We start from the raw sequence: 24172 nt of genomic DNA, 5'->3' as shown, positions 1-24172 counted from the left end.
GCGATCAGGTGGCACTTCGCTCGTCGGCGCCCATGGCTTCGAGCACCGCGACCCGGGTGTCGGTGGGCCCGGAGACGGTTTGTGCGCCGCCGCCGGTGCGCAGCAGTTCGCGAAGCGCGGTCTGGTCGTAGTCAGCGGGCGCGGTGGTGTCGATGAAGCGCTGGACGACCTCGATGAAGCGGTCGGGGTCGTCGTGGAACGGGAAATGCCCCGAACGCTCGAAGATCTCGAGTTGGGAGCCCGGCATGGCGGCGTGGGCCATGTGAGCGTGACTAACCGGAACGACAACATCGTCGCTGCCCCAGATGACTTGCACCGGAACAGATTGCGTCAAATAACATCGGTCCAGCATGGTCACACTCTGGCCACGCCAGTCCACCACCGCGCGCAAGGTCCGGGTGAATGCCGCTGAGGCCATCGGCTCCGGGAGGCCCGCCAATATTCTCAGCATGTCAGGCAGGTCGTGGCCTACAGCGGTGGAGCCCAGCACCATTCCGGCTGCGCGTCCGAAGATCTGTAAAGCCGGCAATACCAAAGGCAGTCGCAGCAATGTCAGCGCCTCGCTGCCCAGCGGCAACGACGCCAGCCGCAACATGAGGTGGACGTCTTTGGTGACCCCGCCGGCGCCGACCAGAATCAGCCGCTCGACCAGTTGCGGAAACTGATAGGTGAACTGCATGGCGACACCGCCGCCGAGCGAGTGGCCGACAACCGTGACGCGTTCGATATCCAGCACGGAAAGCAGGTCGCGCATCCCGTTCGCGTAGGCCGCAATCGAGTAATCCGCCCGTGGCTTGTCCGACTCGCCGTGGCCCAGAAGGTCTACCGCGATGACGGTAAAGCGTTGCGCAAGTTTCGATTGCACCGCCGACCAGGTCGTCGAATTGTCACCGATGCCGTGGATCAGCAGGATCACCGGACCGGATCCTGCGATACGGAACGCGCGCCGGTAACCGTGCACCGTCCGGAACTGCAGCTGCGGCGTAACCTCGCGCACCGAGCGAAGATTGGGCTTGCGCTGAGTCATGTCGCCAACTTCGCTGTCGGGCCCGCCGACGGCGATCAGGTCGGATCGTCGTCGTCGAACTTCTTCTCGTCCTGCTGAGCCAAGAAACGCTCGAACTCCGCGCCGAGTTCGTCGCCGCTGGGCAGATCCTCATCCCGCGTCAGCAGCGACCGATTCTCCTGCGCAGCAATGAAGGCATCGTACTGTCGCTCCAGCGCTGCCACCACTTGAGCGACATCCGAGCTGGCCTCGACCTGCTCGTCGACCTTGACCTTGATGTCGGTCGCCGCCTCGGTCAGTGCGTTCAGCGGCAGCTGCAGCGACCCGGTCTTGGCCAACTGCTCCAGCAACGCCTGCGCGGCCGCCGGGTAGTCCGTCTGCGCCAGGTAATGGGGAACGTGGACGGTGTATCCGACCACCTCGTGTCCGTGCTGGGCCATCCGGAACTCCAGAAGATTCGACGCGCTGCCGGGAACCTGCACCTCCGAAATCCACGGCGTGAACTCGGCGATCAAGTCGCGATTGTTGGAGTGGGCGGTCAACGTGATCGGGCGCGTGTGCGGAACCGCCATCGGGATGGCGCCCAAGCCGATGGTCTGGCGCACATCGAGGCGCTCGGCCAGCAACCGCACTGCGGTGATGAACCGCTCCCACTTCAGATCCGGCTCCATCCCGGCCAGTAAGAGAAACGGCGTCCCGACGCTGTCGTGCATGGCGTAGAGGCTCAGCTCGGGATCCTCGTAGTGGGTGAAGTGGTCGGTCTTGAACGTCATCAGCGGACGCCGAGAGCGGTAGTCGAGAAGCTCATCGATCGCGAACGACGCAACCAGCTCGGTGTCCAAAGTGTCTTTGAGATGACCCGCGGCCAGCTTGATCGCATGGCCGGCGTCGGAGAACCCTTCCAAGGCATGAACCAGGACCGGGCCACGCCCATCGGTCAGCGACAACTGGGGCGCCGGGAACTCGAGCTCATACATGGCGTTGTGCTCGGGCTGGTAACGCTTTTCCCGCTCAGGTGTGTCGGGGGGCTCGTTGTGGCCCATTCGTGTTGCCTCCTTGCCGCAGCGCGTTGCAGCGCACTACGTCCAGATAGTGTCCCTCAGATCGGCGAGCAGCGGATACCTGATCCGTGACCGACCGCCCGCTCCGGTGCTCGGATAACACGATCAGCACCAGCGGCATTCCAGTGAGTACCCGCTTCGCGCCGCGCCGAGCCGAAATCGGGCATGATCGACGGCGATGCGAATTCTGGCAGCGGGGCTGGGGCTGGCCTTGATACTGGTCGGCTGCGGGCATCAGGCCCGATCGGCACCCGTCACCAGTACGCCCGACCGGGCGGTCGCCGGAATGGTGAACCAGGTCATCGCCGCTCCGGTGCATCCCGACCCGCGGGTGGGCGCATTTTTCGTGTCCGGCGGCGATCTACACACCTGTACCGGCTCGGTGCTGCATTCGGCGGCGGGCAATCTGGTGCTCACCGCGGCGCATTGCCTGACCGGCGACGTCCCAGCCCGTTTCGTCCCCGGCTTCGCCCGCGAAGCCGCGCCCGAGAACGTCTGGACTCTCGACGCGCTCTACTTGGATCCGCGCTGGCTGGCCGACCGGGATCCGCAGGCCGATTATGCGATCGGGAGGGTCGGCCGGCCGGCCGGTGGATCGGTGGAGGCGCTGGTCGGCTCGGCGCTGTCACTGGCTGCCGCACCGGCGCGAGGGAGCCAGGTCACGGTGGTTGCCTACCCTGCAGGTGTCGGTGGGACGCCGATCGGTTGCCGGACCGGCACCGGGCTCAGCGACGGCGGGTTCCCGGAGTTACCCTGCGCGGGCCTGGTCGACGGCACCAGCGGCGCGCCTTGGATCAACGGCTCGACCGTCACCGGGGTGATCGGCGGCCTGCACGGCGGTGGCTGCGCGCAGAACCTGTCCTACACATCGCGGTTTGACGAGCACATCGCCGAGCTGTTCGCGCGGGCACAGGCGGGCGGGCCGGGCGACGTGCCGCCGAGCGGCTACGACGACCAGTGCTAGCTAGACATCGAACTGGCTGAGCGCGCGCACCTTGTTCATCACGTCCAGCGCGGCGACTTTGTAGGCCTCAGAAAACGTCGGGTAGTTGAACACCGCGTCGACCAGATACTGAACAGTGCCGCGGCAGCCCATCACCGCCTGGCCGATGTGCACCATCTCGGTGGCGTTGCTGCCGAAGATGTGTACACCGAGCAGCGTGAGGTCCTCGGTGCAGACCAGCAGCTTGAGCATTCCGTATGAGTCGCCGGTTTCGGCCTGTTTGCCGATCACATGCTGCGTTCGTGACAGCAGGTCAGCGGGCGTGATCTTGTCTTTGACCCGATAGCTGGCGCCGTAGAGCTTGCGCTGGTTCATTCCGGTCAGGTAGAGCACGGCCTCGCGCAGCGTCTTGGACGGGATGGTGCCCGTGTTGACGCAGACCCCGCCGAGCATCGGACGCTGCTCGATGACGGCCACCGCTTTGCCTAGCTTGGCGGCGGCGATCGCGGCCTTCTGGCCGCCCGGACCTGAGCCGATGACGACCATGTCGTACTCGAGTATCGAACCCGTGGGAAGACGAATACGCCCGTTGCGTTGCGGCGCACGTCGAATCCGGCTACAGACACGTGAACAATCCGGTTGCTGCGCCAAGTGTTATCCCCAGTTGTGTGCCGATGCACAGCAGGGCGCCTTCCCGCCCGCGCCGCGGACGGGCTGACGGTGCCAGTTGCCAGCGTCGTCGTCATGACAAAGCAGCGACGTGACTTTGAACTGAATCGGCCCGGCACAGTGATTGCCGCGCTCCCAGCGGTATTGGGCTTCGTGCCGGAGAAATCGTTGGTGTTGCTGTCGATCGACGGGGGTGAACTCGGATCGGTGCTCCGCGTCGACCTGTCCGAGGCGGTCGCCGACCAGATCGGCCATCTCGTGGAGGTCGCCGCGGCCGCGAGCCCCGAGGCGGCCATCGCGGTGATCGTCGACGCCGACGGCGCCGACTGCCCGATGTGCAACGACCAATACCGCGACGTGTGTGCGTCGTTGACCGACGAACTCGAACACCACGACATCGCACTGTGGGCCGTGCACGTCGTCGACCGGGTAGCACTCGGCGGCCGCTGGCACTGCGTCGACGGTTGCGGCGCCGGGGGAGTAGTCGACGACCCGTCCGCGTCACCGCTCGCGGTCGCGGCGGTGCTGGACGGGCGTCGCCTCTACGCGCGGCGAGCCGACCTGCAGGCCGTGATCGCGGTCGACGACCGGGCCCGCAGCGCGGCGTTGACCGACCTGATTGCTGAGCAGGCCGCACTGCGCGACGAGACACGTCGTGACGACCCGGATGGTTGTGTCCGTCGCGGGGTTGAGGCGGCGATGGCGGCCGCCGCAGCGGTCGCCGACGGACAGCACATCGGTGACCCAGACCTTGCCGGGTTGGCGTGCGCGCTGGCCGATATCGAGGTGCGCGACACGCTGTACGCGCTGGCGGTCGGCCACAGCTCGGGCGATGCCGAGTCGTTGTGGGCGCTGCTGTCGCGCACCCTACCGACTCCGTGGCGTGCCGAGGCGCTGGTGTTGCTCGCCTTCAGCGCGTACGCCCGAGGCGACGGCCCGCTGGCCGGTGTGTCGCTGGAAGCCGCGCTGCGCTGCGAGCCGGGACACCGGATGGCGGGCATGCTCGATACAGCGTTGCAGTCGGGTCTGCGGCCTGAGCACATCCGGGAACTGGCGGTCACCGGCTATCAGCTGGCCGAGCGCGTCGGCGTGCGACTGCCTCCGCGACGAGCGTTCAGACGTCGAGCAGTCTGAAACAGCTTCGGGGCTAGACCTTTTCGACCTTGACGGCGTGAGCCATCTCGTGCGGCAGGCTCACATTCTCGTGGCCCGGGATGACGATCGTCACGCCGCCGGCCTGGTTGGACTCGACGATCACGCGCGCGTTCGGGACGACGCCGGCGTCTTTCAGGCGGGTGATCAGATCGATGTCGCCTTGCACGTGCTCGGTCAGCTGCCGCACCACGACTGCGACGGGGGCACCGGCCGGCAGCTCGGTCAACCGCACCAGGTTGCCGTCGTCGGCGCCGAACCCGTCGCCGATGCCAAGACCGAGGAGCCCCGGAATCGGGTTGCCGAACGGGGAGGTCGTTGGGTTGTTGAGCACTTTCATCAGGCGGCGTTCGACGTCATCGCTCATGACGTGCTCCCAGCGGCACGCCTCGGCGTGAACCTCTTCCCACGGCACGCCGATGACGTCGACCAGCAGTCGTTCGGCAAGCCGGTGCTTGCGCATCACCGCGACGGCCAGCGCCCGGCCCTTGTCAGTCAGCTCGAGGTGACGGTCGCCGGCCACGTGCAGCAGCCCATCACGTTCCATCCGCGACACGGTCTGGCTGACCGTGGGACCACTCTGGTCGAGTCGTTCGGCGATACGGGCACGCAGCGGGGTGACGCCCTCTTCCTCGAGGTCGTAGATGGTCCGCAGGTACATCTCGGTGGTATCAACCAGGTCGTTCATTCCGCACCCTCCATTGCCGCCGAGTCTACTTGCCCAGCTGCGCGAATGGTTCGCTAACACTCCAGCGCAGCAGTATGCCCGCCGCAGCAGCGACGGGCATACTTTCCGATACTGGTGGGGGTGGTCAGCTCGCGTAGGAGCGGAGCCGATCGGCCCGCTCGCCATTGCGGAGCTTGGACATCACCTCGCGCTCGATCTGGCGCACCCGCTCGCGGGACAGGCCGAACAACTTGCCGATCTGGTCGAGCGTGCGCGGCTGCCCGTCGTCGAGCCCGAAGCGCAACCGGATCACCTGATGCTCCCGCTCGTCGAGCGTGGCGAGCACGCTGCGAATGTCGGTGTGCAGCAACTCGGCGATCACCGAGTTCTCCGCGGACATCGCCTCGGCGTCCTCGATGAAATCGCCCAGCGGCGCTTCTTCTTCGGAGCCCACCGGCATGTCGAGGCTGACCGGGTCGCGGCTGTGCTCGAGAAGATCATTGATCTTCTCGACGGGGATGCCGGACTCCTCGGCGAGCTCCTCGTCGGTGGCTTCGCGGCCGAGGTTCTGGTGCATCTCGCGCTTGATCCGGGCCAGCTTGTTCACCTGCTCGACCAAGTGGACCGGGAGCCGGATGGTGCGGCTCTGGTCGGCCATGCCCCGGGTGATGGCCTGGCGGATCCACCACGTCGCGTACGTCGAGAACTTGAATCCCTTTGCGTAGTCGAACTTTTCCATCGCGCGGATCAGACCGAGGTTGCCCTCCTGGATGAGGTCCAGCAGCGGCATCCCGCGACCCGTGTAGCGCTTGGCCAGCGAGACGACCAGCCGGAGGTTGGCCTCCAGCAGGTGGCTTCGCGCGGTTTCGCCATCGCGCACCACGGTGGCGAGGTCGCGCTTGCGATTCTCGCCGAGGCGCTTGCGGGTTTCCAGCAGATGCTTGGCGTACAAGCCGGCCTCGATGCGCTTGGCAAGTTCGACCTCATCGGCCGCGTTGAGCAAAGCCGTTTTACCGATCCCGTTCAGATACACGCGCACCAAGTCAGCGGCTGGGCTCTGAGCATCCAGATCGCTATCCCGGCGTTTGGTGGCATTTGCCATGGCGGCCTCCTGATCGGCGTGAGCTGTCATGGGTTACAACGACCCATTGGGTCAAGTAGTTCCCACGAGGCAGCGATCTCACACCCGCTGACGTGCGCGAATGTCCGCCAGCCCTGAGAATGTACTGAGAACCCCTAACGATTGGGGTTATTCGGAACCGTCGGTGGTCGGGTGCGGCCAGTCCGGTTGCGACGCTGAACGACTGCGGCTTTCGATCGAGGGTCGTTCCGCTGTGGGGAAGAGCGGCGTCCGTCGGATCGGTTGGTCGAAACGACGTGGTTCGTCGGCGCGGCGCGGCGGGCGGTCGTTAGCGACCAGCACTGCGATCCACGGCAACGGAATTGACGCGGCAATGATCGCCAGCGAGACGAGGCCGTTGTGCCACATGCCGTACGCGACCGCGGCAAGCAGTAGCGCCGGAATCCTGAACGACATGATCGTCAAATATTTCCGCACGCGTTGACGATGTTGGACTTCGTAGGAGGGTGCGGCGGCGGTGATGAGGATCGGTCGACCATCGTCGTCGAAACCCAGCTCCTGGCTGCGCCTCATCACTCCACTGTTGCACAACTTGGCCTAGGGCGGAGGATCCGGTTGCGGCACAATGTGTGACATGGACACCCAGACGATCGAGCGGACCGACACCGACGAACGCGTCGACGACGGGACCGACAGCGACACCCCCAAGTTCTTCCACTACGTCAAGAAGGACAAGATCGCCGAAAGCGCCGTGATGGGCACGCATGTCGTGGCGTTGTGCGGTGAAGTGTTTCCGGTGACCAAGTCGGCCAAGCCCGGTTCGCCGGTGTGCCCGGACTGCAAACGTATCTACCAGGCCCTCAAGAAGAGCTGACCCGGCCGGAGCTCGCCGGGGACGGTTCGTCGTCGTCCGTCACCGTACTGACCTCGTCGGCGACTTCCTGGGCCCGCGTGACCAGCCAGCGTCGCATCCGGTGGGCGTGCGTGCGCGGGGCTGGCCACTCTTCCTGGATGGCCGCGTTGAACTCCGCGCCCAACATGATCGAGAAGCCGGCGAAGAACGCGAACAATAGAAATGCGATCGGGGTGGCTAGCGCGCCGTAGGTGTAGCCGGTACCGGTGATGTAGCGCAGATAGATCCGCAAGCCCAGTGTCGCGATGACGAACGCCACGCTGGCCAGGGCCGCGCCGAAGATCAGCCGGTGGGTCGGCAGCGGGTCCGGGAGGGCCACGCGGTACAGGATGACCACGGTGGCGATCAGCCCGGCTAGCAGCGCCGGGTAGTAGCCGTAGGCCAGGACATCCTGCAGGCCGTCCGGGATGAACTCAGCAAGCTTGCGCGGCCCGCGCACCATCAGTGGGGCCGTGACGATCACGAACAGCAGCATCACCACGTACAGCGCCAGGGCGTAGAGGCGCTGACGCACCGGATGGCGCAGGGGAGTCTGATCGTGGGCCTCGACTACCGCGTCGACGAAGGCCGAGATTGCCGACGATCCCGCCCACAAGGAAATCAAGAAACCCAAGGACACCACTTCACCGCGAGCGCCGCGGTCGATGTCGGCGATGGTCGGCTCGATGATCTCGTGCACGACGCTATGCGAGAAGATCTTGTTCGACATCGAGACCAAGTAGTGCTCGATCACGGCCATGGTGTCGGGACCGAACAGCGGCGCCACGTACGCGAGGCTGCCCAGCATTCCCAGTAGCAGCGGCGGTAGCGACAGGGCCGACCAGAACGCCGCTTGCGCGGACTCCGAAAAGATCGAATCGTCCCAGCTTTTCGACAATGCTCGCCGAGTGATACGCCAGAGATGATGCCGTGAGGGTCGTGCTGGGAGGTCGGTCATGACCCGTTCAGGATTCCCGACGAATGCGTTCCCCGCCAGGTCTGCTGGTCGTGAGCCGCGTTTTACGCCTCGACGGTGTCGCCGCTGATGTGCAGCACGGCAGACAACTCGATCAACTTCGCCTCATGTTCGTTGGCATGGTGTTGGCAGAACAGAAGTTCTGCGCCGGAGGGCAGCGTGGCGCGAACCCGCGCAGCAGCGCTGCACCGATCACACCGATCGGCCCGGGTCAACTCCGGACTGGTCGTCAACGTTGCGTTCATGGCTACTCCGTTCTGCCTACTTCACTGTCTCAGATGTCGGGCGTTTTGGCCGTCTTCACCCGGGGTTTACCGGTTGTGTCGTTTCTCACCTCAACCCGCGGTTTACCCATCGGGTTAGATGGCCACATGGGTAAGTCAGCGCACGTGCTGGTGCACCTGTGCTCCACCCACGATTGGTCCGCGGCTCAGGCTGACGGCGACATCCGGCCCGAGTCCCTCGCCAGCGTTGGCTTTATTCACCTGTCGACGCCCGAGCAAGTACACCTGCCGGCCAACCGCCTCTACCGCGGTCGCGACGACCTTGTTCTGCTGCACATCGATCCGACTCATTTGGCTTCGCCTGTTCTTTGGGAGCTAGGGGTAGCAACGGATCCGGAGTCGATGGTGTTCCCGCATCTCTACGGTCCCTTGCCTGTTGGCGCTGTGATCAATGTCACCAGCTATCGCCCGGGCGCCGATGGCGCCTTCCCGGAGCTCGGCGGCGAGTAGGCACTGGCTTCGATCTGGTCCAGCAGTCCGGGCGCGATCAGTGCGGACACCTCGACCATGATCTTCGGTGTCGCCGAGAATTTCGGCATGCACGGCCGCAACCTCACGCCGGCCCCTAAGTCGGTGACCTAGATGCGGGTGCGGACGACGTCGAACAAAGCCGAGCCCGCATCATCTGGTGCGATTTCCATGCACCGCAACGCTTCTCGCGTTTGCCTCTCATGGCCTTGGATGGTCCGAGGGCGCGAATAGAAGACGGCCGTCTCGAATTCCGTTCCCGACGAAACGAGGATGCATGTCATTGATATGCGGTCAACCTAGGGCAGAGGGCCGGGATAGGTTGCGCGCCAGGCACTTTTAGCCGGCAATGCCAGGGGATTCCGTTGAAGCTGACGGGCCCGGAAAGAGCCAGCGACTTTAGTGTGACAACAATTGCTACTCGCTTGTCACTGGATTTCATCGGATCTCTTATGGCGATTCGACGCGTTTGCAGCCGCGCCGTAGTAGGTGGACATCCGCCTGGCGGGCGACCAGCGTTAGGGCGCTCGATGTGCGGTCACCGACGGCCACGCGTGATCAAGCCGTACCTCGCGCAAACCCTTCTGCAGGTTGCTGGTGCGGGGCGTCGTGCCGAAGCGGCCTGCCGTCACACGGCAGATCGCGATCACGCCGATTAACTGCGGTCAGACGAAATGAAGGTTTATTCGATCGAAACGATACTCGCGGTTTCGGCTGCGTCCGTCTATAAAACGCGAAGGAATCCGAGCTTCCGGACTTTCGATCTAGATTATCAGCCGCCGAGTCGGCGCGATCGTTCTCAGGTAGGTGATAAGCGGCCTTTTTCGCGCAAAAAGCGCTTCTGCCAGCATCAATAGGCTATTGAAAAAAGTCTAAAAGTTTGAGATTAATTACCTTTACTCGCACAAATCTTAAGCGATAACTTAATCACGACTGAGTATTTCCGATCGACATCTTCTGAGGAATTGGGCGACGCAGTTATCTGTCATGCATCCAAGCGCGGCGACGCCGTCTGTGATTCGAGCTAGGGGGAAACAAATGAAGAAAGTGATTCTCGGGGCCGCGCTGTGGAGCGCCGCAGTAGCGTTAGCCAGTCCGACTCATGCCGACACGTCCAGCGACTTCTGGACGGCTGCCACCAACGCGATCAGCGACTGGTTGCTGGGGCCGGCCACCGCCGCCGCCACCGGCGACTCCCTGGTCGGCGCAACCGAAGCCGATGCGACTGTCGACTTCCTGTCCGGCTCAACCAACGCGCTGATCCTGGGCCCGACCGGCATCCCGACACCCAATGCCGCCTACATCACCGACGCGGAAAACCTGTACCTCTACCCGAACGGGTACGACGGCACCACCGCGACGACGCTGGCACTGACCACTCCGGAAACCAACGATTTCACCACGAGTGTGCCGCAAGGCGAGACCATCCTCGAAAATGCGATCCTCGCGGACTACAACGCCGGCGATATGGGTTGCGACGCCGCCGGCGTGTGCAGCGATCCGCTGACTGTTCTCACGTACTCACAAAGCAGCGCCATCGCCGCACTCGCCGAACAGCAACTCGCTAACGAGGGCGTGCCCAGCGACGCACTGCGCTTCGTGCTGCTGGGCGCCAACCCCACCGGCGTCCCCAACGATCTTTTCCCGACCGAGATCTACGACATTCACGGCGACGCGTTCGCGGAACCCGGCGTCCTGGGCACGAGTTGGCAGGACGTCATGCTCGGGGCGGAACTGCATGAGGCGTACATGGGGTTGACGGCGGCAGAGATCGACTCAGCCACATCGGTGACCGAAGGACTGACGACCTTCCACGACATTCCGACGCTCACCACCATCGAGCTGTGGGATGCACTGATCACTGCGGCCTCCGCAGGGTCGTTCATGACCAGTTAGTTGAGCCAGGTTCCCGCCGCGTGCCTGACTTGCCGAAAGTGCATCGCGCCTAGTCCAAGTAGTCGCGCAGGACCTGCGAACGGCTGGGGTGTCGCAGCTTTGACATCGTCTTCGACTCGATCTGACGGATGCGCTCGCGGGTCACGCCGTAGACCTGACCGATCTCGTCAAGGGTACGGGGCTGGCCGTCGGTGAGGCCGAAGCGCAGTCGCACGACGCCGGCTTCGCGTTCGGACAGGGTCTCCAGGACCGACTGCAGCTGATCCTGCAGCAGTGTGAACGACACCGCGTCCACGGCAACCACTGCTTCGCTGTCCTCGATGAAGTCACCGAGCTGGCTGTCGCCCTCGTCGCCGATGGTCTGGTCGAGCGAGATCGGCTCCCGGGCGTACTGCTGGATTTCCAGCACCTTTTCCGGGGTGATGTCCATTTCCTTGGCCAGCTCTTCGGGCGTCGGTTCGCGCCCCAGATCCTGCAGCAGCTCGCGTTGGATGCGGCCCAGCTTGTTGATCACCTCGACCATGTGCACCGGGATACGGATGGTGCGGGCCTGATCGGCCATGGCGCGGGTGATCGCCTGGCGGATCCACCAGGTCGCGTACGTGGAGAACTTGTAACCCTTTGTGTAGTCGAACTTTTCGACCGCACGGATCAGGCCGAGGTTGCCCTCCTGGATCAGGTCGAGGAACGCCATGCCGCGGCCGGTGTAGCGCTTGGCCAGCGACACCACGAGTCGCAAGTTGGCTTCCAGCAGATGGTTCTTCGCTCGGTCACCGTCGCGGCAGATCCACTGGTAGTCACGACGTTGAGCGGCAGGAAGCTTCTCGCCTTTCTCGGCGAACTCGGTCATCAGCTGGGTGCAGTACAGACCGGCCTCGATCCGCTTGGCCAGTTCGACTTCTTCTTCGGCGTTGAGCAGCGCCACCTTGCCGATCTGTTTCAGGTAAGCGCGAACCGAGTCGGCCGAAGCGGTCAGTTCGGCGTCTTTGCGGGCTTGCCGCAACGCTTCCGACTCGTCCTCGTCCCAGACGAAATCGCCTGAAGCCTTGTCCTTTTCGCTCGGCTCGACAATTTCCTCGTCTTCGCCGGGTTCTTCTACTGCGGCCTTGGCCGGTTTCTTGACGACCGCCTCATCGCCATCGGGCTTCTCGCTGGTGTCGGCGTCGTCGGGCGCGTCGACCTCGAGGTCTTCGAGGTTCAGGTCCTCGACATCGATCTCGATGTCTTCGCCGGGTTCGGCGTCGGCCTCGATATCCTGCTCGTCGGACTCGAGATCGGGGGTGGCCTCTGCCTCGTCGGCACCCTTGGAGGTCGCTTTCTTCGGACGCCCACGGGTCGGCGCGGCCTTGGCTGCGGCGTTCTTGGTGGCGGTGCGGGTCTTGGTGGCGGTGGCGGCTTTCGCGGGTGCCTTGGCTGCCTTGGTGGCAGCGCCGTTGGTCGCTTTGGCCGGCGTGCGTTTTGTCGGGGCGCTGGCGGGAGATTTGGCGGCGGTGCGCTTCACCGGCTCATCGGTCGCCGGTCGTGCTTTGGTCGCTGCCACGTAAACCCCTTCGGTAGAACTCGCTTCCGGCGCCGTAGGCATGCTCAACCGGACGATGTCAGCTATGTCGGATGTCGGCGTCGATTATCAGGGTGGATATTCGCCGCTATCTCCTCGGCGGCTGCCGGTGACCATTGTAACGACAGCGCGGCCATACCCTCGCCAGAGCGGGTAAATCAGTGCGTCACGTCGCGCGTCGCGGCCATCGCGGCGCCGACGATACCGGCGGAATTCTGTAGGGCGGCGGCTACCACCGGGGTGTGGTTTTTCAACAATGGCACCCATTTGTCGGCCTTTCGGCTGATTCCGCCGCCGGCGATGAACAACTCAGGGCACATCGCGTTCTCGATGGCGACCAGTACCCTCGTCACCTGCTTAGCCCATTTCTCGAAGCTCCAGCCCTTTCGGTCGCGGACCGAGGAGGCGGCGCGGTGTTCGGCTTCCTTGCCCCCCACCTCTAGATGTCCGAATTCGGTGTTGGGCAGCAAAATTCCGTTGTGGATGACCGCCGATCCGATTCCGGTGCCGAATGTGAGGAGCACAACCACGCCGTTGGTGTCCTTGCCCGCGCCGTAGCGCTCCTCGGCAAGACCGGCGGCGTCGGCATCGTTGAGCACGACGACTTGCTGGCCGTTCAATCCGGCGCTGATGATCTCGCGGGCGTTGGTGCCGATCCACTTCTTGTCGACGTTGGCGGCGGTCCGCACGATGCCGTTGGTGACAACGCCGGGGTACGTCACGCCGAGCGGGCCGGTCCAGCCGAATTGACCGACCACCTCGCCGATCGTCTTGGCCACTGCCGACGGAGTGGCCGGCTGGGGTGTCGGCAGCTTGTAGCGGTCGCCCACCAGTTCACCGGTGTCGAGGTCGACGATGCCGCCCTTGATGCCGCTGCCGCCGACGTCGATGCCGAAACCGCGCCTCGCCGGCGTCACGGTTCCTCCGCTCGTCGGTGCGGAGCGTGGCGAGTCGGCAGTGGTCATCGAATCTCCTCGGCGAGACGTTGGGCGTCGACCAAGCAAACCCTAATGCGTGCCCGGACGGTTGTTGGCGCGTTGGCCGGACGTTGACGGGTCCTTTGTCGCCACGTTGACAGGTCCTTTGTCACCTGAGTCACCTGTGATGCGATGAGTCGGTGAGCACACCTGAGAACCAGCCGGCGCAGCTTCGCGCGGTAGCCGAGGGACTGGCCGATGAAGCCGCCGCATTCGTCCGGCGACGACGTGCCGAGGTCTTCGGTGCCGATGCGGGCGCCGACCGTGATGACGCAGTGCAATCCAAGACGACCCCGACCGACCCGGTCACGATCGTCGACACCGAGACCGAGCGGCTGCTGCGTGATCGGTTGGCGCACTTGCGGTCTGGCGACGCCATCCTCGGCGAGGAAATCGGTGGACCGACCGATCCGGCGAGCCGGGTGCCGGGTGCGGTCACCTGGGTGCTCGATCCCATCGACGGCACGGTGAACTTTGTCTACGGGATTCCGGCGTATGCGGTGTCTATAGGAGCGCAGGTCGACGGCGTCTCGGTGGCCGGCGCGGTCGCCGATGTGGTCGGCGGGCGGCGGTACTCGGCCGCGGTGGGCTTGGGCGCCCACGTCACTGACGCCGAGGGCACCCGCCGCCTGCGGTGCAGCGCTGTCGACGACCTGTCGCGGGCATTGGTGGGCACCGGTTTCGCCTACTCCCATCGACGCCGCAGCGTGCAGGCGGAGCTGGTGTCGAAAGTCTTGCCGAGCGTCCGGGATGTGCGCCGAATGGGCTCTGCCGCACTGGATTTGTGCATGGTCGCGGCAGGCCGGCTTGACGCCTACTACGAGCACGGTCTGCATGTGTGGGACTCCGCGGCAGGAGCCCTCGTCGCCGCCGAGGCCGGCGCACGGGTGCTGCTGCCCGCGCCGGGGGACCCGGAGCGCCACGCGGCCCTGGTGGTCGCTGCGGCGCCCGGCATCGCTGATCAGCTGCTCGCTGCACTAGGCCGATACGACGGCTTGGCGCCGATTCCGGGCTGACTGGTCAGCAGTTGCCGGCGTGAATTTTCGCCAGCAGCGCGGGATCGGCCGGTTCGGCGTTGCCCGGGCGTAGGCCGGCCAGTACCGCAGCGATGTCGTCGCTGTGGGACAGCGCGCCGAATTCGGTGCCGATCGCCAGGTCGACAGAGTCGTCGCTGCGGTCGTCGCGGTACAGCTCGGCGCAGGGTGCGACCAACCAGACCGCGGCGGCGCCGGCCTGCCCGGCTTCGCCGAATCGTATCTGGCCCTGGCAGTTCAGCCGAGTTTTGGCGTAGACGGGGTCGTTGGCTGCGGTCGGCTGCGCGAATCCCAGATCACGCAGCGCACCGGAGACGTCGGCGGCCTGGCCCCCGCGTCCGCTCGCGTTGAGAACGCGGACTTTGGCGTCGGCCAGTTTGGCCGGTGCGACGTTGACCATCGTGCTGCGCGACACCGCGCTGCCCAGGTGCGGCTGAGCCGGATCCGGCTGCTCCGGCGGCGGATTGCACACCGTCGCCTCGTGCACTTCGGCCGGACGGGTGAGTGCGATCGACCACACCACGGCGCTTGCCACCAGCAGGACCACCAGCGCGGCGACGGCTGGCCGGGCGTTGCGACGGCGGAATGGGCGACCGTGCTTGTCGAACGCTGTACCTTCGGTGATTTGAGCGACCACGTACGCACTCTAAGGCGCGATGTTTAGCGCGAGGTAGTGCGGCTAAATCGCTGATGTGACGTAATTCACACTCGAACACCCAGCGATATGGGCACGAATCGTTTTGCGGATGCGTTCGACGCTGGTACAAACCTTTGCTTGCGGGGTAAAGAGGGGACAGACATGGCTACTGATTATGACGCCCCAAGGCGTACCGAAACCGACGACGTTTCAGAGGACTCCCTCGAGGAACTCAAGGCACGGCGAAACGAGGCGGCGTCGGCGGTGGTTGACGTCGACGAGTCAGAGTCTGCCGAATCCTTCGAGTTGCCCGGCGCCGACTTGTCCGGTGAAGAGTTGTCCGTCCGCGTGATTCCGAAGCAGGCCGACGAGTTCACCTGCTCGAGCTGCTTCCTGGTGCAGCACCGCAGCCGACTGGCCAGCGAAAAGGGCGGCGTCATGATTTGTACGGACTGCGCGGCCTGACTTTGATCGTCGGGCCGCCGCCGACTAACTGCGTAAAGCCGACAGAACCCGCTCGGGGTGGCGGGTACTCACCAGCCAGTACGGGGTCGGGTCGTCTGCGTCGTCCAGCACAACCAGGACCATGGGGCCAACCCAGCCGCGGTGTAGGACGAAGGCGGCCGGGTCGAATTGACGTCCCAGCGCAGCGGATTTGGCCGAACGAGGGATCTCCGCGGAGCGGACGATGACGCTGGTCGGAAGATGCGCCTCGCCGGCCCACAGCTCGACCGCGCCGTCCTGCGAGGTGACCCGAACCTCGTGGCGGCCCAGCCACAGCAGCGTCCCGGCCGCTACGACGAACAAGACCGCAAACAGCAGCCAGTCGGGCACGCTCGGCACGCCCATGTTGACTTCGACCGAAATCAGCGCCGCGAACCCGAAACCCAATGGCCACCACCACCAGGGCACCCACAAACGTTCGCGATACCGCGCACTTTGCGGCGTGACTGGCGTCTCTGACACCCGGCCAAGGGTAATCTCTGCCTCCGTGTCCACCAGTCTGGCGGTTGTTCGTCTCGACCCTGGGCTCCCGCTGCCCGTCCGGGCCCATCACGGCGATGCCGGCGTGGACCTCTACAGTGCCGAAGACGTCGAGCTGGCGCCCGGACACCGGGCACTGGTGCGGACGGGGATCGCGGTGGCCATCCCGGTCGGAATGGTGGGTCTGGTGCACCCGCGATCCGGATTGGCTGCGCGGGTGGGACTTTCGATCGTCAACAGCCCCGGCACCATCGATGCGGGTTACCGTGGTGAGATCAAGATCTCATTGATCAATCTCGACCCCGCGACGCCGATCATGATCACCCGCGGCGACCGCATCGCGCAGCTGCTGGTGCAGCGCGTCGAGTTGGTCGACCTGGTTGAGGTGTCGTCGTTCGACCAGGCCGGAATGGCCGATACCTCCCGTGGCGATGGCGGCCACGGTTCCTCTGGCGGACATGCGAGCTTGTGATGGCATTCGGTAGGCGTAAACCCAAAGACCAGCAGCCAGTCGACGAGGCGGAAGCAGTGGGTAGCGGCCGAAGCCTGGAAACCGCCGCCGAATCCTCGGCAGCCGACGATCTGGATGGCCCCTTCGACATCGAGGATTTCGACGACTCGGCAGTCGTCACAGAGGGCCGCCTCGACCTCGGTTCGGTGCTGGTGCCGTTGCCTGAGGCGGCGCAGTTGCAGGTGGAGCTGACCGAAGTCGGCGTCCCGAGTGCGGTGTGGGTGGTGACAGCCAACGGTCGCTTCACCATCGCCGCCTACGCCGCGCCCAAGACCGGTGGGTTGTGGCGCGAGGTGGCCGGTGAGCTTGCCGAGTCGCTGCGCAACGACGGCGCATCGGTGGCCATTGAAGACGGCCGCTGGGGCCGTGAAGTTGTCGGCACCGCAACCGGCGTGGTGCGGTTCATCGGGGTCGACGGCTACCGCTGGATGATCCGTTGCGTGGTGAACGGCTCGATCGAGGGTATCGGCGCGCTGACCGAAGAGGCGCTAACTGCGTTATCGGACACGGTGATTCGACGCGGCGACACGCCGCTACCGGTTCGCACTCCGCTGCCCGTGGAACTGCCGGAGCCGATGGCAACGCAACTTCGTGAGGCCGCCGCCGCTCAGGGTGCCGCTGCGGGGCAACCGGCCGCGACGCCGGACGCCGATGCCGTCGGCGACGAAGAGCCGCCCGAGCCCGAGCGTCGCAGCGCCTCGGGGTCGGCGATGCAGCAACTGCGCGGCACCGGCGGCTAGCCCACCCGGCTCGCAAGCGCGGCGGAGCCGGGCGCAGCGGGTCGCTCGCGCTAGCTCGGTCGCCGAATTGCTTGCAGCGCCGCCAGACAGGCGGCGCCCAGCGCGGCGGGGTCCGCGCCGATCTGATCTAGCATGACGGTGCGCAGCGCCGCACGCGGCGCTGCGCACGCCCACTGACGACCGACCTCGACCGGATGAATCGGGTCGTCGACGGCCGCGGCGACACCGAGCGGCGGTGTCAGCCGCTGGAGTTCCGCACGAGTCGGCGCCACGTAGGTCGCGGCTTGCTCCATAGCATCGGGCAGATCCGGCCACTGGCCGAGCCACGACCGGGCCAATTCCTCGGCCAGCCACGCCGGACTCGACGCGCGCATCTGCGCCGTCGTCTCCTCGATTCCGTCGTCGCGTAGTTGTCGTGCGGAGTGCTCTGCCGCGATCGCGGCTGTCGCACCGTTGGGGGCGCCCGTCCAGGCCGGCAACGCGGCCAGCACAGCGACGGTCTGCTCGGGATGCCGCAACGCCCAGGCCACGGCCACCGCGGCGCCGATCGACACGCCACCGACCACGATAGGTCCGCCGCGCGCGGCCGCGTCCAGGTCGTCCAGATAGCCGGCGATCAACCGGGTCGGTTGCGGCCGCGGTGCAATCAACAGCGCGCCGGCCTCGCGCAGCGGACCGTCGAATGCCCGCATGATGTAGCTGTCGTCCGACCCCGTGCCCGGCAGTACGACGGCGCGGACGCCGCGAAGGTCGATGATCACCCCCTCGATACTGCCCGGGCGCCGCGTGGCATTGGGGAACCATTCGGTCTACGGTGTCCGTTGGAATGTCAGGATCGGTGTCACCCGGCCCGATGTGCAGCAATGAGAACGCTCAGGAGAAGCCATGGCGGCAGGAGGTTATCTGCGCCGGCTGACACGTCGGTTGACGGAGGACCCCGAGCAGCGTGACGCCGAGGAACTGTCCGACGAGGCAGCGACGACCGGTGCCCAGCGGGCCATCGACTGCCAGCGCGGCCAGGAGGTCACCGTGGTCGGAACGTTGCGCAGCGTCGACTGCAACGGCAAAGGCTGCGCCGACGGCGTTCGCGCCGAGCTCTTCGACGGCACCGACACGATCGAGCTGGTGTGGTTGGGACAGCGCAAGATTGCCGGTATCGAATCAGGCCGGACGCTGCGTGTGCAGGGCCGGCTCGGCAAGCTGGAGAACGGCAGCAAAGCAATCTACAACCCGCACTACGAGATTCAGCGGTGAGGCTCGTCAGGTGAACCGTGCGACTGACGCCGGCGACGCGGCTGACGCCGCCGACGGCGAATTGAAGATTGCTGACGGCCGCACTCCGGCCGAGAAGATGATGGCGCAATTGGGCGGCGTTGCGGGGATCGTCTACTCGTCGCTGCCGGTGCTGGTCTTCGTCGGCACCTCGCGGCTGCTGGGCCTACCGGCGGCATCCGGTGCCGCCCTGGGCGTCGCCACGCTGATCCTGCTGTGGCGCCTGGTCCGCCGCGAGTCGGTGCAGCCGGCCGTGTCCGGGCTGATCGGTGTCGGCGTCTGCGTGTTGATCGCCTACCTGCTGGGCGAGTCCAAAGGCTACTTCCTGCTGGGCATCTGGACGTCACTGTTGTACGCGGCGGTGTTCGCGGTGTCGATCGTGATCCGCCGGCCGGTCGTCGGCTACATCTGGAGCTGGCTGCACGGCCACGACCGCGGCTGGCGCCGCGTGCGTCGCGCGGTGTACGCATTCGACGTCGCCACGCTCACCTGGGTGGTGGTGTTCGCCGCCCGCTTCGTGGTGCAGCGGGTGCTCTATGACACCAACCACGAAGGCTGGCTGGTGGTGGCCCGGATCGCGATGGGCTGGCCGCTGGCCGCGCTGGCGGCGCTGGTGACCTTCCTGGCGATCAGGGCGGCACAGCGCGCACTGGACGGCGTGGCGGGGGACGCTGTCACGGCAGCAGATGCTGGCGCAGTTCCTCTTCCGCCTCGGTGACCGCGACGAACAACAGCTCGTCGCCGCCTTCCAGCGGCTCGTCGTCTTGCGGCACGATCACCCGGGGCCCGCGCAGAATCGTCACCAGCGCAACGTCGCGCGGCAGTTGCAGCTTGCGCACCGGCTTGCCACCCCAGGGTGTGTTGTCCGGCAGGGTGATCTCGACCAGGTTGGCCTGACCCTTCCGGAATTCCATCAGCCGGACCAAATCTCCGACCGCCACGGCTTCCTCGATCAACGACGCCAGCATCCGCGGGGTGGACACCGCCACGTCGACGCCCCACGCGTCGGTGAACAGCCACTCGTTGCGGGGATCGTTGACCCTGGCCACCACCCGGGGCACCGCGAACTCGGTTTTGGCCAGCAGGCTGAGCACCACGTTGGCCTTGTCGTCGCCGGTGGCGGCCACCACCACGTCGAACTCGTGCAGCTGCATCGCCTCCAGCACGCTCACCTCGCACGCGTCGCCCAGGCGCCAGTGCGCGGCCGGAATGGCCTCCTCGTCGACGTGTTCGGTCTTCCGCTCGATCAGTGTCACGTCGTGCTTGTTGTCGATCAGCTCGCGGGCCACCGAACGGCCGACCGCGCCGGCGCCGGCGATAGCGACCTTCATGAGTCGGCGTCCTCGCTCGGCGACAGCGCCGCGATGGCCAGCGCCTCGGCCGCGTGTCCGGAGATCGCGGCGATGTAGACCTGGTCTCCGGATTGGATGACCGTCTTCGATTCCGGGAGCACTCCGGTACCGAACCGGATCAGAAACGCCACCCGCGCTCCCGTCGCGGACTCCAGATCCGTCGCCAGCCGGCCCACCCAGTCTTCGTGCAACACCACCTCGACGACCGCGACGGTCCCGGTCGGGTCCCGCCACTTGGCGGTCTCGCTCTCGCGGGTCAGCGCGTGCAGTAGTCGATCGGTGGTCCACGGCACGGTGGCAATCGTGGGAATGCCGAGACGTTCATAGACTTCGGCGCGCTTGGCGTCATAGATGCGCGCGACCACCCGGCGCACACCGAAGGTTTCTCGGGCCAGTCTGGCCGAGATGATGTTGGAGTTGTCGCCGGAGGACACCGCGGCGAACGCGTCGGCACCCTCGATGCCGGCCTTCAGGAGTACATCTCGGTCGAATCCCAGACCGAGCACGCGTTCACCGCCGAACTCGGGACTCAGCCGGCTGAACGCCGCGGCGTCGCTGTCGATCACCGCGACCTCGTGACCGATCCGGAACAGGCCGTCGGCGACCGACGATCCCACCCGGCCGCAGCCCATCACAACGACTCGCACGCATGCGTCCTCTCGGCCCGGTCAGCCGCAGTGGCCAGCCGGTTTGGGAGACATTCTGGTCTAGGGAACCGTACCGGCAGGCACGGTTGCGCTTACTCTTGGCACTCGTGTCCAAACTTTCGACTGCGGCGCGGCGACTGGTCCTGGGTCAGCCGTTTCGCAGCGACCGGCTGAGCCACACGCTGCTGCCCAAGCGGATCGCCTTGCCGGTGTTCGCCTCCGATGCGCTCTCGTCGGTCGCATACGCCCCCGAAGAGGTCTTTCTGATGCTCTCGGTGGCGGGCCTGGCGGCGTATTCGCTGTCGCCGTGGATTGGTGTCGCGGTGGCGGCGGTGATGCTGGTCGTGGTGGCCAGTTACCGGCAGAACGTGCATGCCTACCCGTCCGGCGGCGGCGATTACGAAGTGGTCACCACTAACCTCGGTTCCAACGCCGGCCTGACCGTGGCCAGCGCTCTGATGGTGGATTACGTTCTCACGGTAGCGGTTTCGACGGCATCGGCGATGTCGAATATCGGCTCCGCGATCCCGTTCGTGGCGGCTCACAAGGTGCTGTTCTGCGTCGGTGCGATCCTGCTCGTGATGGCGCTGAACCTGCGCGGAATTCGCGAATCCGGTGTGGCGTTTGCCATTCCGACCTATGCGTTCATCGTCGGGGTGGGCCTCATGCTCGGGTGGGGGCTGTTCCGGATCTACGTGCTGGGCGATCCGCTGCGCGCCGAATCCGCCGGGTTTGTCATGCACGCCGAGAACGGTTCCGTCACCGGCTTTGCGTTGGCGTTCCTGGTGGCACGGTCGTTCTCGTCGGGGTGTGCGGCGCTGACCGGTGTCGAGGCGATCAGCAACGGGGTGCCGGCGTTTCAAAAGCCCAAGTCACGCAACGCGGCAACGACGCTGCTGCTACTCGGCACGATCGCGGTCAGCTTGTTGATGGGCATCATCCTGCTGGCCAAGGAAACTGGCGTTCAGATCGTCGATAACCCTGTCGCCCAACTCACCGGGGTTCCGCGCGACTATCAACAGAAGACCCTGGTCACCCAGATCGCGCAGGCCGTCTTCGGCAGCTTCCACATCGGTTTCCTGCTGATCGCCGTCGTGACCGCACTCATCCTGGTGTTGGCGGCCAACACCGCCTTCAACGGTTTTCCGGTGCTCGGCTCGGTGCTGGCACAGGACAGTTACCTGCCCCGGCAGTTGCACACCCGTGGCGACCGGTTGGCGTTCTCCAACGGAATCGTGTTCCTGGCGCTGGCGGCCCTCGCGGCGATCATCGCCTTCCGCGCGCAAGTCACCGCGCTGATTCAGCTCTACATCGTCGGGGTGTTCATTTCGTTCACCCTGAGCCAAATCGGCATGGTTCGGCACTGGACTCGGTTGTTGCGCAACGAAACCGATCCCGCGGTCCGACGGACGATGATCCGCTCCCGGATCGTCAACACGATCGGATTCGTGGCCACCGGCGCGGTGCTTCTCGTCGTCATGGTCACCAAATTCCTGGCCGGCGCGTGGATCGCCGTGGTCGCCATGACATTGCTGTTCGTACTGATGAAGCTGATCCGCAAGCACTACGACACGGTCAGCCGGGAAATCGATCAGCACGCCGACCACGAGGTCGTGTTACCTAGCCGTAATCACGCGATCGTGCTGGTGTCGAAGTTGCACCTGCCCACGCTGCGCGCGCTGGCCTACGCGCGAGCGACGAGGCCGGATGTGCTGGAAGCGATCACGGTGAGCGTCGACGACCCCGACACTCGTAAGCTGGTCCGCCGCTGGGAGGACAGCAAACTCAACGTGCCGTTGAAAGTGATCGCTTCCCCATACCGCGAAATCACCCGTCCGATACTGGATTACGTGAAGCGCGTCAGCAAGGAGTCGCCGCGCACCGTGGTGACAGTCTTCCTCCCGGAATACGTGGTCGGCCACTGGTGGGAGCAGGTGCTGCATAATCAGAGCGCGTTACGGCTGAAAGGCCGGCTGCTGTTCATGCCGGGAGTAATGGTGACATCGGTTCCCTGGCAACTCAATTCGTCGGAGCGGGTCAAGACGATGCAACCGCATGCGGCTCCCGGCGATGCGCGTAGAGGGATATTCGATTGACCTCGGAAACCACAGCGGTGCCATCACCACCCCTTCAAGAGCTGACCCTGACCGTCGGTGCGCCGGCGAACGGCGGCAGCTGCGTGGCGCGTCACGACGGCCGGGTGGTGTTCGTCCGCTACGCGTTGCCCGGCGAGCAGGTACGGGTGCGCGTCACCGCCGACCGCGGGTCGTACTGGCACGCCGAGACCATCGAGGTGATCGAACCGTCCGATGACCGCGCCGATTCGCTGTGCCCGATCGCCGGCATCGACGGCGCCGGGTGCTGCGACCTCGCCTTCGTCCACCCGGTCGCGGCGCGCGCCCTGAAAGCCGATGTAGTATCCAATCAGCTTGCGCGCCTGGGTAATTACCAGTGGAGCGGCGAGGTCCAGGCGCTGTCGCCCACCGGCTCGACCGGCTGGCGGACGCGGATCCGGCTCGATGTCGGACCCGACGGTCACCCAGGTTTTCACCGGTACCGCAGCGATGATCTGGTCGCCGATCTGAACTGCGGTCAGCTGCCGGCGGGAATGACCGACGGACTGACCGACACGACATGGCCGCCGGGCGCCCACCTGCACGTCGTGCTCGACGATGACGGCCATCGGCATGTGGCACGCACGGTGCGCATCGGCCGGCGCAATGCGACCGATGTGGTCGAGGGCAGCCATGTTGGTGTGCAGCGGGCTGGGCGATACAGCTGGCAGGTGCCGGTGACGGGCTTCTGGCAGGCGCACCGGGACGCGGCACGGACCTACAGCGATCTGGTGGCCGACTGGGCTGGATCCGAGCACGGCATGACCGCGTGGGATCTCTACGGGGGCGCAGGACTTTTCGCGGCGGTCCTGGCCGACTTGGTAGGGGAGTCCGGGCAGGTGGTCAGCGTCGACAGCGCGCGGGCGGCGTCACGGGCGGCGCGCGCAACCCTGGCCGATCGTGCGCAGGTGCGGGTCATCAGTGATTCGGTCCGGCGGGCGTTGACGGCGCAGCGGGCCAGCGCGGACGTGGCGGTGCTGGATCCACCGCGGGGGGGCGCCGGACGTGAGGTGATCGACCTGCTGGCCGCGGCGGAGGTCCCGCGGATCGTTCACATCGGTTGCGAGGCAGCATCATTCGCCCGTGACATCGGACTGTACCAGCGTCACGGTTACGCCGTCTGCAAGCTCTCGGTATTCGACTCGTTCCCGCTGACCCATCACATCGAGTGCGTCGCACTGCTCACGCGGTGACGGCTTTACCCAAGTGGCCCACCCGAATTTTGGCCAGCGTCACGCTGTGCGACTCGAT

Annotated in this window: 28 protein-coding genes and 1 pseudogene; 13 read left to right on the top strand and 16 right to left on the bottom strand. The window is 65.6% G+C overall.

Going from position 1 to position 24172, the window contains the following annotated elements; genetic code table 11:
• Positions 1-4 precede the first annotated feature (4 nt).
• Together ACQY5A_RS10830 and ACQY5A_RS10825 are read right to left on the bottom strand one after the other, a co-directional pair.
• A complete protein-coding gene (locus ACQY5A_RS10830) occupies positions 5-1027 on the bottom strand; it encodes an alpha/beta fold hydrolase (RefSeq protein WP_428340347.1) in 1023 nt (340 codons plus the stop codon).
• Positions 1028-1062: 35 nt separating this feature from the next.
• Positions 1063-2049 (bottom strand): proteasome assembly chaperone family protein, encoded by a 987-nt coding sequence (locus ACQY5A_RS10825; RefSeq protein WP_428340346.1) that lies wholly within the window; start codon positions 2047-2049, stop codon positions 1063-1065.
• A gap of 196 nt (positions 2050-2245) precedes the next feature.
• On the opposite strand from ACQY5A_RS10825, the gene ACQY5A_RS10820 reads away from it, so the two are divergent.
• Entirely contained in the window at positions 2246-3031 is a 786-nt protein-coding gene (locus tag ACQY5A_RS10820) for a trypsin-like peptidase domain-containing protein (RefSeq protein ID WP_428340345.1), read from the top strand.
• On the opposite strand, the gene ACQY5A_RS10815 is transcribed toward ACQY5A_RS10820, so the two are convergent.
• On the bottom strand, positions 3032-3556 hold the full coding sequence (locus ACQY5A_RS10815; RefSeq protein WP_428340344.1) for an FAD-dependent oxidoreductase: 525 nt from the start codon (positions 3554-3556) through the stop codon (positions 3032-3034). It lies immediately after the preceding gene.
• A 198-nt stretch (positions 3557-3754) separates the two neighbouring features.
• Here ACQY5A_RS10815 and ACQY5A_RS10810 point away from each other — a divergent pair, with 198 nt between their 5' ends.
• The gene (locus tag ACQY5A_RS10810; RefSeq protein ID WP_428340343.1) at positions 3755-4813 is read left to right on the top strand and encodes a DUF4192 domain-containing protein; all 1059 of its coding nucleotides are present in this window, start codon (positions 3755-3757) and stop codon (positions 4811-4813) included.
• Positions 4814-4826: 13 nt separating this feature from the next.
• On the opposite strand, the gene ACQY5A_RS10805 is transcribed toward ACQY5A_RS10810, so the two are convergent.
• The 3 genes from ACQY5A_RS10805 to ACQY5A_RS10795 all read right to left on the bottom strand — a co-directional run bounded on the left by ACQY5A_RS10805 (position 4827) and on the right by ACQY5A_RS10795 (position 7152).
• Positions 4827-5519 (bottom strand): metal-dependent transcriptional regulator, encoded by a 693-nt coding sequence (locus ACQY5A_RS10805; protein WP_428340342.1) that lies wholly within the window; start codon positions 5517-5519, stop codon positions 4827-4829.
• A 124-nt stretch (positions 5520-5643) separates the two neighbouring features.
• Entirely contained in the window at positions 5644-6630 is a 987-nt protein-coding gene (locus ACQY5A_RS10800) for a sigma-70 family RNA polymerase sigma factor (RefSeq protein ID WP_428340341.1), read from the bottom strand.
• Positions 6631-6747: 117 nt separating this feature from the next.
• Entirely contained in the window at positions 6748-7152 is a 405-nt protein-coding gene (locus tag ACQY5A_RS10795) for a DUF3099 domain-containing protein (protein ID WP_428340340.1), read from the bottom strand.
• Positions 7153-7213: 61 nt separating this feature from the next.
• Between ACQY5A_RS10795 and ACQY5A_RS10790 the strand changes: the two genes are divergently transcribed.
• The gene (locus ACQY5A_RS10790; protein WP_428340339.1) at positions 7214-7453 is read left to right on the top strand and encodes a DUF3039 domain-containing protein; all 240 of its coding nucleotides are present in this window, start codon (positions 7214-7216) and stop codon (positions 7451-7453) included.
• Here the strand turns inward: ACQY5A_RS10790 and ACQY5A_RS10785 are convergent.
• Together ACQY5A_RS10785 and ACQY5A_RS10780 are read right to left on the bottom strand one after the other, a co-directional pair.
• On the bottom strand, positions 7440-8429 hold the full coding sequence (locus tag ACQY5A_RS10785) for a YihY/virulence factor BrkB family protein (RefSeq protein ID WP_428340338.1): 990 nt from the start codon (positions 8427-8429) through the stop codon (positions 7440-7442). The genes ACQY5A_RS10790 and ACQY5A_RS10785 overlap by 14 nt on opposite strands.
• Positions 8430-8491: 62 nt before the next feature.
• Complete coding sequence (locus ACQY5A_RS10780; RefSeq protein ID WP_428340337.1) at positions 8492-8692, bottom strand: DUF7455 domain-containing protein; 201 nt, start codon at positions 8690-8692, stop codon at positions 8492-8494.
• A 126-nt stretch (positions 8693-8818) separates the two neighbouring features.
• On the opposite strand from ACQY5A_RS10780, the gene ACQY5A_RS10775 reads away from it, so the two are divergent.
• Positions 8819-9181, top strand: coding sequence for a DUF952 domain-containing protein (locus tag ACQY5A_RS10775; RefSeq protein WP_428340336.1), 363 nt, complete (start codon positions 8819-8821; stop codon positions 9179-9181).
• Here ACQY5A_RS10775 and ACQY5A_RS10770 read toward each other — a convergent pair.
• A pseudogene (locus tag ACQY5A_RS10770) lies at positions 9133-9489 on the bottom strand (Rid family hydrolase). The gene ACQY5A_RS10775 and the pseudogene ACQY5A_RS10770 overlap by 49 nt on opposite strands.
• Positions 9490-10237: 748 nt before the next feature.
• On the opposite strand from ACQY5A_RS10770, the gene ACQY5A_RS10765 reads away from it, so the two are divergent.
• Positions 10238-11095, top strand: a complete 858-nt coding sequence (locus tag ACQY5A_RS10765; RefSeq protein ID WP_428340335.1) for a PE-PPE domain-containing protein — start codon at positions 10238-10240, stop codon at positions 11093-11095.
• A 49-nt stretch (positions 11096-11144) separates the two neighbouring features.
• Here ACQY5A_RS10765 and ACQY5A_RS10760 read toward each other — a convergent pair whose 3' ends face one another.
• Positions 11145-12677 (bottom strand): RNA polymerase sigma factor, encoded by a 1533-nt coding sequence (locus ACQY5A_RS10760; protein ID WP_428340482.1) that lies wholly within the window; start codon positions 12675-12677, stop codon positions 11145-11147.
• Between the two features lie 134 nt (positions 12678-12811).
• Positions 12812-13618: a polyphosphate--glucose phosphotransferase gene (gene ppgK / locus ACQY5A_RS10755; protein WP_428340334.1), complete on the bottom strand. Its 807-nt coding sequence runs from the start codon at positions 13616-13618 to the stop codon at positions 12812-12814.
• Positions 13619-13770: 152 nt separating this feature from the next.
• Here ppgK and ACQY5A_RS10750 point away from each other — a divergent pair, with 152 nt between their 5' ends.
• Positions 13771-14646, top strand: coding sequence for an inositol monophosphatase family protein (locus ACQY5A_RS10750; RefSeq protein WP_428340333.1), 876 nt, complete (start codon positions 13771-13773; stop codon positions 14644-14646).
• Between the two features lie 4 nt (positions 14647-14650).
• Here ACQY5A_RS10750 and cei read toward each other — a convergent pair whose 3' ends face one another.
• Positions 14651-15301, bottom strand: a complete 651-nt coding sequence (cei, locus tag ACQY5A_RS10745; protein WP_428340332.1) for an envelope integrity protein Cei — start codon at positions 15299-15301, stop codon at positions 14651-14653.
• Between the two features lie 162 nt (positions 15302-15463).
• Between cei and ACQY5A_RS10740 the strand changes: the two genes are divergently transcribed.
• Entirely contained in the window at positions 15464-15766 is a 303-nt protein-coding gene (locus ACQY5A_RS10740) for a DUF4193 domain-containing protein (RefSeq protein ID WP_067332485.1), read from the top strand.
• Between the two features lie 24 nt (positions 15767-15790).
• Here ACQY5A_RS10740 and ACQY5A_RS10735 read toward each other — a convergent pair whose 3' ends face one another.
• Entirely contained in the window at positions 15791-16267 is a 477-nt protein-coding gene (locus ACQY5A_RS10735; protein WP_428340331.1) for a DUF3093 domain-containing protein, read from the bottom strand.
• Between the two features lie 25 nt (positions 16268-16292).
• Between ACQY5A_RS10735 and dut the strand changes: the two genes are divergently transcribed.
• Together dut and ACQY5A_RS10725 are read left to right on the top strand one after the other, a co-directional pair.
• Complete coding sequence (dut, locus tag ACQY5A_RS10730; protein WP_428340330.1) at positions 16293-16757, top strand: dUTP diphosphatase; 465 nt, start codon at positions 16293-16295, stop codon at positions 16755-16757.
• Positions 16757-17536 (top strand): DUF3710 domain-containing protein, encoded by a 780-nt coding sequence (locus ACQY5A_RS10725; protein WP_428340329.1) that lies wholly within the window; start codon positions 16757-16759, stop codon positions 17534-17536. The genes dut and ACQY5A_RS10725 overlap by 1 nt, the downstream gene beginning before the upstream one ends.
• Positions 17537-17586: 50 nt before the next feature.
• On the opposite strand, the gene ACQY5A_RS10720 is transcribed toward ACQY5A_RS10725, so the two are convergent.
• Entirely contained in the window at positions 17587-18297 is a 711-nt protein-coding gene (locus tag ACQY5A_RS10720; protein ID WP_428340328.1) for an alpha/beta fold hydrolase, read from the bottom strand.
• 124 nt (positions 18298-18421) lie between these two features.
• Here ACQY5A_RS10720 and ACQY5A_RS10715 point away from each other — a divergent pair, with 124 nt between their 5' ends.
• Both ACQY5A_RS10715 and ACQY5A_RS10710 read left to right on the top strand, forming a co-directional pair.
• The gene (locus ACQY5A_RS10715; protein WP_428340327.1) at positions 18422-18790 is read left to right on the top strand and encodes an OB-fold nucleic acid binding domain-containing protein; all 369 of its coding nucleotides are present in this window, start codon (positions 18422-18424) and stop codon (positions 18788-18790) included.
• 10 nt (positions 18791-18800) lie between these two features.
• Complete coding sequence (locus ACQY5A_RS10710; RefSeq protein WP_428340326.1) at positions 18801-19526, top strand: DUF3159 domain-containing protein; 726 nt, start codon at positions 18801-18803, stop codon at positions 19524-19526.
• Here the strand turns inward: ACQY5A_RS10710 and ACQY5A_RS10705 are convergent.
• A complete protein-coding gene (locus tag ACQY5A_RS10705; protein ID WP_428340325.1) occupies positions 19483-20139 on the bottom strand; it encodes a potassium channel family protein in 657 nt (218 codons plus the stop codon). The genes ACQY5A_RS10710 and ACQY5A_RS10705 overlap by 44 nt on opposite strands.
• Positions 20136-20807: a potassium channel family protein gene (locus tag ACQY5A_RS10700; protein WP_428340324.1), complete on the bottom strand. Its 672-nt coding sequence runs from the start codon at positions 20805-20807 to the stop codon at positions 20136-20138. Before ACQY5A_RS10700 ends, ACQY5A_RS10705 begins: the two co-directional genes overlap by 4 nt.
• Positions 20808-20914: 107 nt before the next feature.
• Between ACQY5A_RS10700 and ACQY5A_RS10695 the strand changes: the two genes are divergently transcribed.
• Together ACQY5A_RS10695 and ACQY5A_RS10690 are read left to right on the top strand one after the other, a co-directional pair.
• Positions 20915-22903: an APC family permease gene (locus tag ACQY5A_RS10695; protein ID WP_428340323.1), complete on the top strand. Its 1989-nt coding sequence runs from the start codon at positions 20915-20917 to the stop codon at positions 22901-22903.
• Positions 22900-24114 carry a class I SAM-dependent RNA methyltransferase gene (locus ACQY5A_RS10690; protein ID WP_428340322.1) on the top strand — a complete coding sequence of 405 codons (1215 nt, stop codon included), beginning with the start codon at positions 22900-22902 and terminating at the stop codon, positions 24112-24114. Before ACQY5A_RS10695 ends, ACQY5A_RS10690 begins: the two co-directional genes overlap by 4 nt.
• Positions 24115-24172: the final 58 nt, after the last annotated feature.

This window comes from Mycobacterium sp. (assembly GCF_965277065.1).
In the GTDB taxonomy this organism is placed as follows: domain Bacteria; phylum Actinomycetota; class Actinomycetes; order Mycobacteriales; family Mycobacteriaceae; genus Mycobacterium.
Note: the sequence above shows the minus strand (reverse complement) of the source record. Positions and strands in the feature narration are given on the sequence as shown.

What these genes read in the sequence shown, in the direction of transcription:
- ACQY5A_RS10740 (WP_067332485.1), top strand. Translation starts at nt 15,464, where the DNA reads ATGGCTACTGATTATGACGCCCCAAGGCGTACCGAAACCGACGACGTT.
- ACQY5A_RS10820 (WP_428340345.1), top strand. Translation starts at nt 2,246, where the DNA reads ATGCGAATTCTGGCAGCGGGGCTGGGGCTGGCCTTGATACTGGTCGGC.
- ACQY5A_RS10815 (WP_428340344.1), bottom strand. Translation starts at nt 3,556, where the DNA reads ATGGTCGTCATCGGCTCAGGTCCGGGCGGCCAGAAGGCCGCGATCGCC.
- ACQY5A_RS10805 (WP_428340342.1), bottom strand. Translation starts at nt 5,519, where the DNA reads ATGAACGACCTGGTTGATACCACCGAGATGTACCTGCGGACCATCTAC.
- ACQY5A_RS10705 (WP_428340325.1), bottom strand. Translation starts at nt 20,139, where the DNA reads ATGAAGGTCGCTATCGCCGGCGCCGGCGCGGTCGGCCGTTCGGTGGCC.
- ACQY5A_RS10780 (WP_428340337.1), bottom strand. Translation starts at nt 8,692, where the DNA reads ATGAACGCAACGTTGACGACCAGTCCGGAGTTGACCCGGGCCGATCGG.
- ACQY5A_RS10725 (WP_428340329.1), top strand. Translation starts at nt 16,757, where the DNA reads ATGGCATTCGGTAGGCGTAAACCCAAAGACCAGCAGCCAGTCGACGAG.
- ACQY5A_RS10830 (WP_428340347.1), bottom strand. Translation starts at nt 1,027, where the DNA reads ATGACTCAGCGCAAGCCCAATCTTCGCTCGGTGCGCGAGGTTACGCCG.
- ACQY5A_RS10825 (WP_428340346.1), bottom strand. Translation starts at nt 2,049, where the DNA reads ATGGGCCACAACGAGCCCCCCGACACACCTGAGCGGGAAAAGCGTTAC.
- ACQY5A_RS10800 (WP_428340341.1), bottom strand. Translation starts at nt 6,630, where the DNA reads ATGACAGCTCACGCCGATCAGGAGGCCGCCATGGCAAATGCCACCAAA.
- ACQY5A_RS10715 (WP_428340327.1), top strand. Translation starts at nt 18,422, where the DNA reads ATGGCGGCAGGAGGTTATCTGCGCCGGCTGACACGTCGGTTGACGGAG.
- ACQY5A_RS10790 (WP_428340339.1), top strand. Translation starts at nt 7,214, where the DNA reads ATGGACACCCAGACGATCGAGCGGACCGACACCGACGAACGCGTCGAC.
- ACQY5A_RS10810 (WP_428340343.1), top strand. Translation starts at nt 3,755, where the DNA reads ATGACAAAGCAGCGACGTGACTTTGAACTGAATCGGCCCGGCACAGTG.
- ACQY5A_RS10795 (WP_428340340.1), bottom strand. Translation starts at nt 7,152, where the DNA reads ATGAGGCGCAGCCAGGAGCTGGGTTTCGACGACGATGGTCGACCGATC.
- ACQY5A_RS10765 (WP_428340335.1), top strand. Translation starts at nt 10,238, where the DNA reads ATGAAGAAAGTGATTCTCGGGGCCGCGCTGTGGAGCGCCGCAGTAGCG.
- ACQY5A_RS10775 (WP_428340336.1), top strand. Translation starts at nt 8,819, where the DNA reads ATGGGTAAGTCAGCGCACGTGCTGGTGCACCTGTGCTCCACCCACGAT.
- ppgK (WP_428340334.1), bottom strand. Translation starts at nt 13,618, where the DNA reads ATGACCACTGCCGACTCGCCACGCTCCGCACCGACGAGCGGAGGAACC.
- ACQY5A_RS10760 (WP_428340482.1), bottom strand. Translation starts at nt 12,677, where the DNA reads ATGCCTACGGCGCCGGAAGCGAGTTCTACCGAAGGGGTTTACGTGGCA.
- ACQY5A_RS10785 (WP_428340338.1), bottom strand. Translation starts at nt 8,429, where the DNA reads ATGACCGACCTCCCAGCACGACCCTCACGGCATCATCTCTGGCGTATC.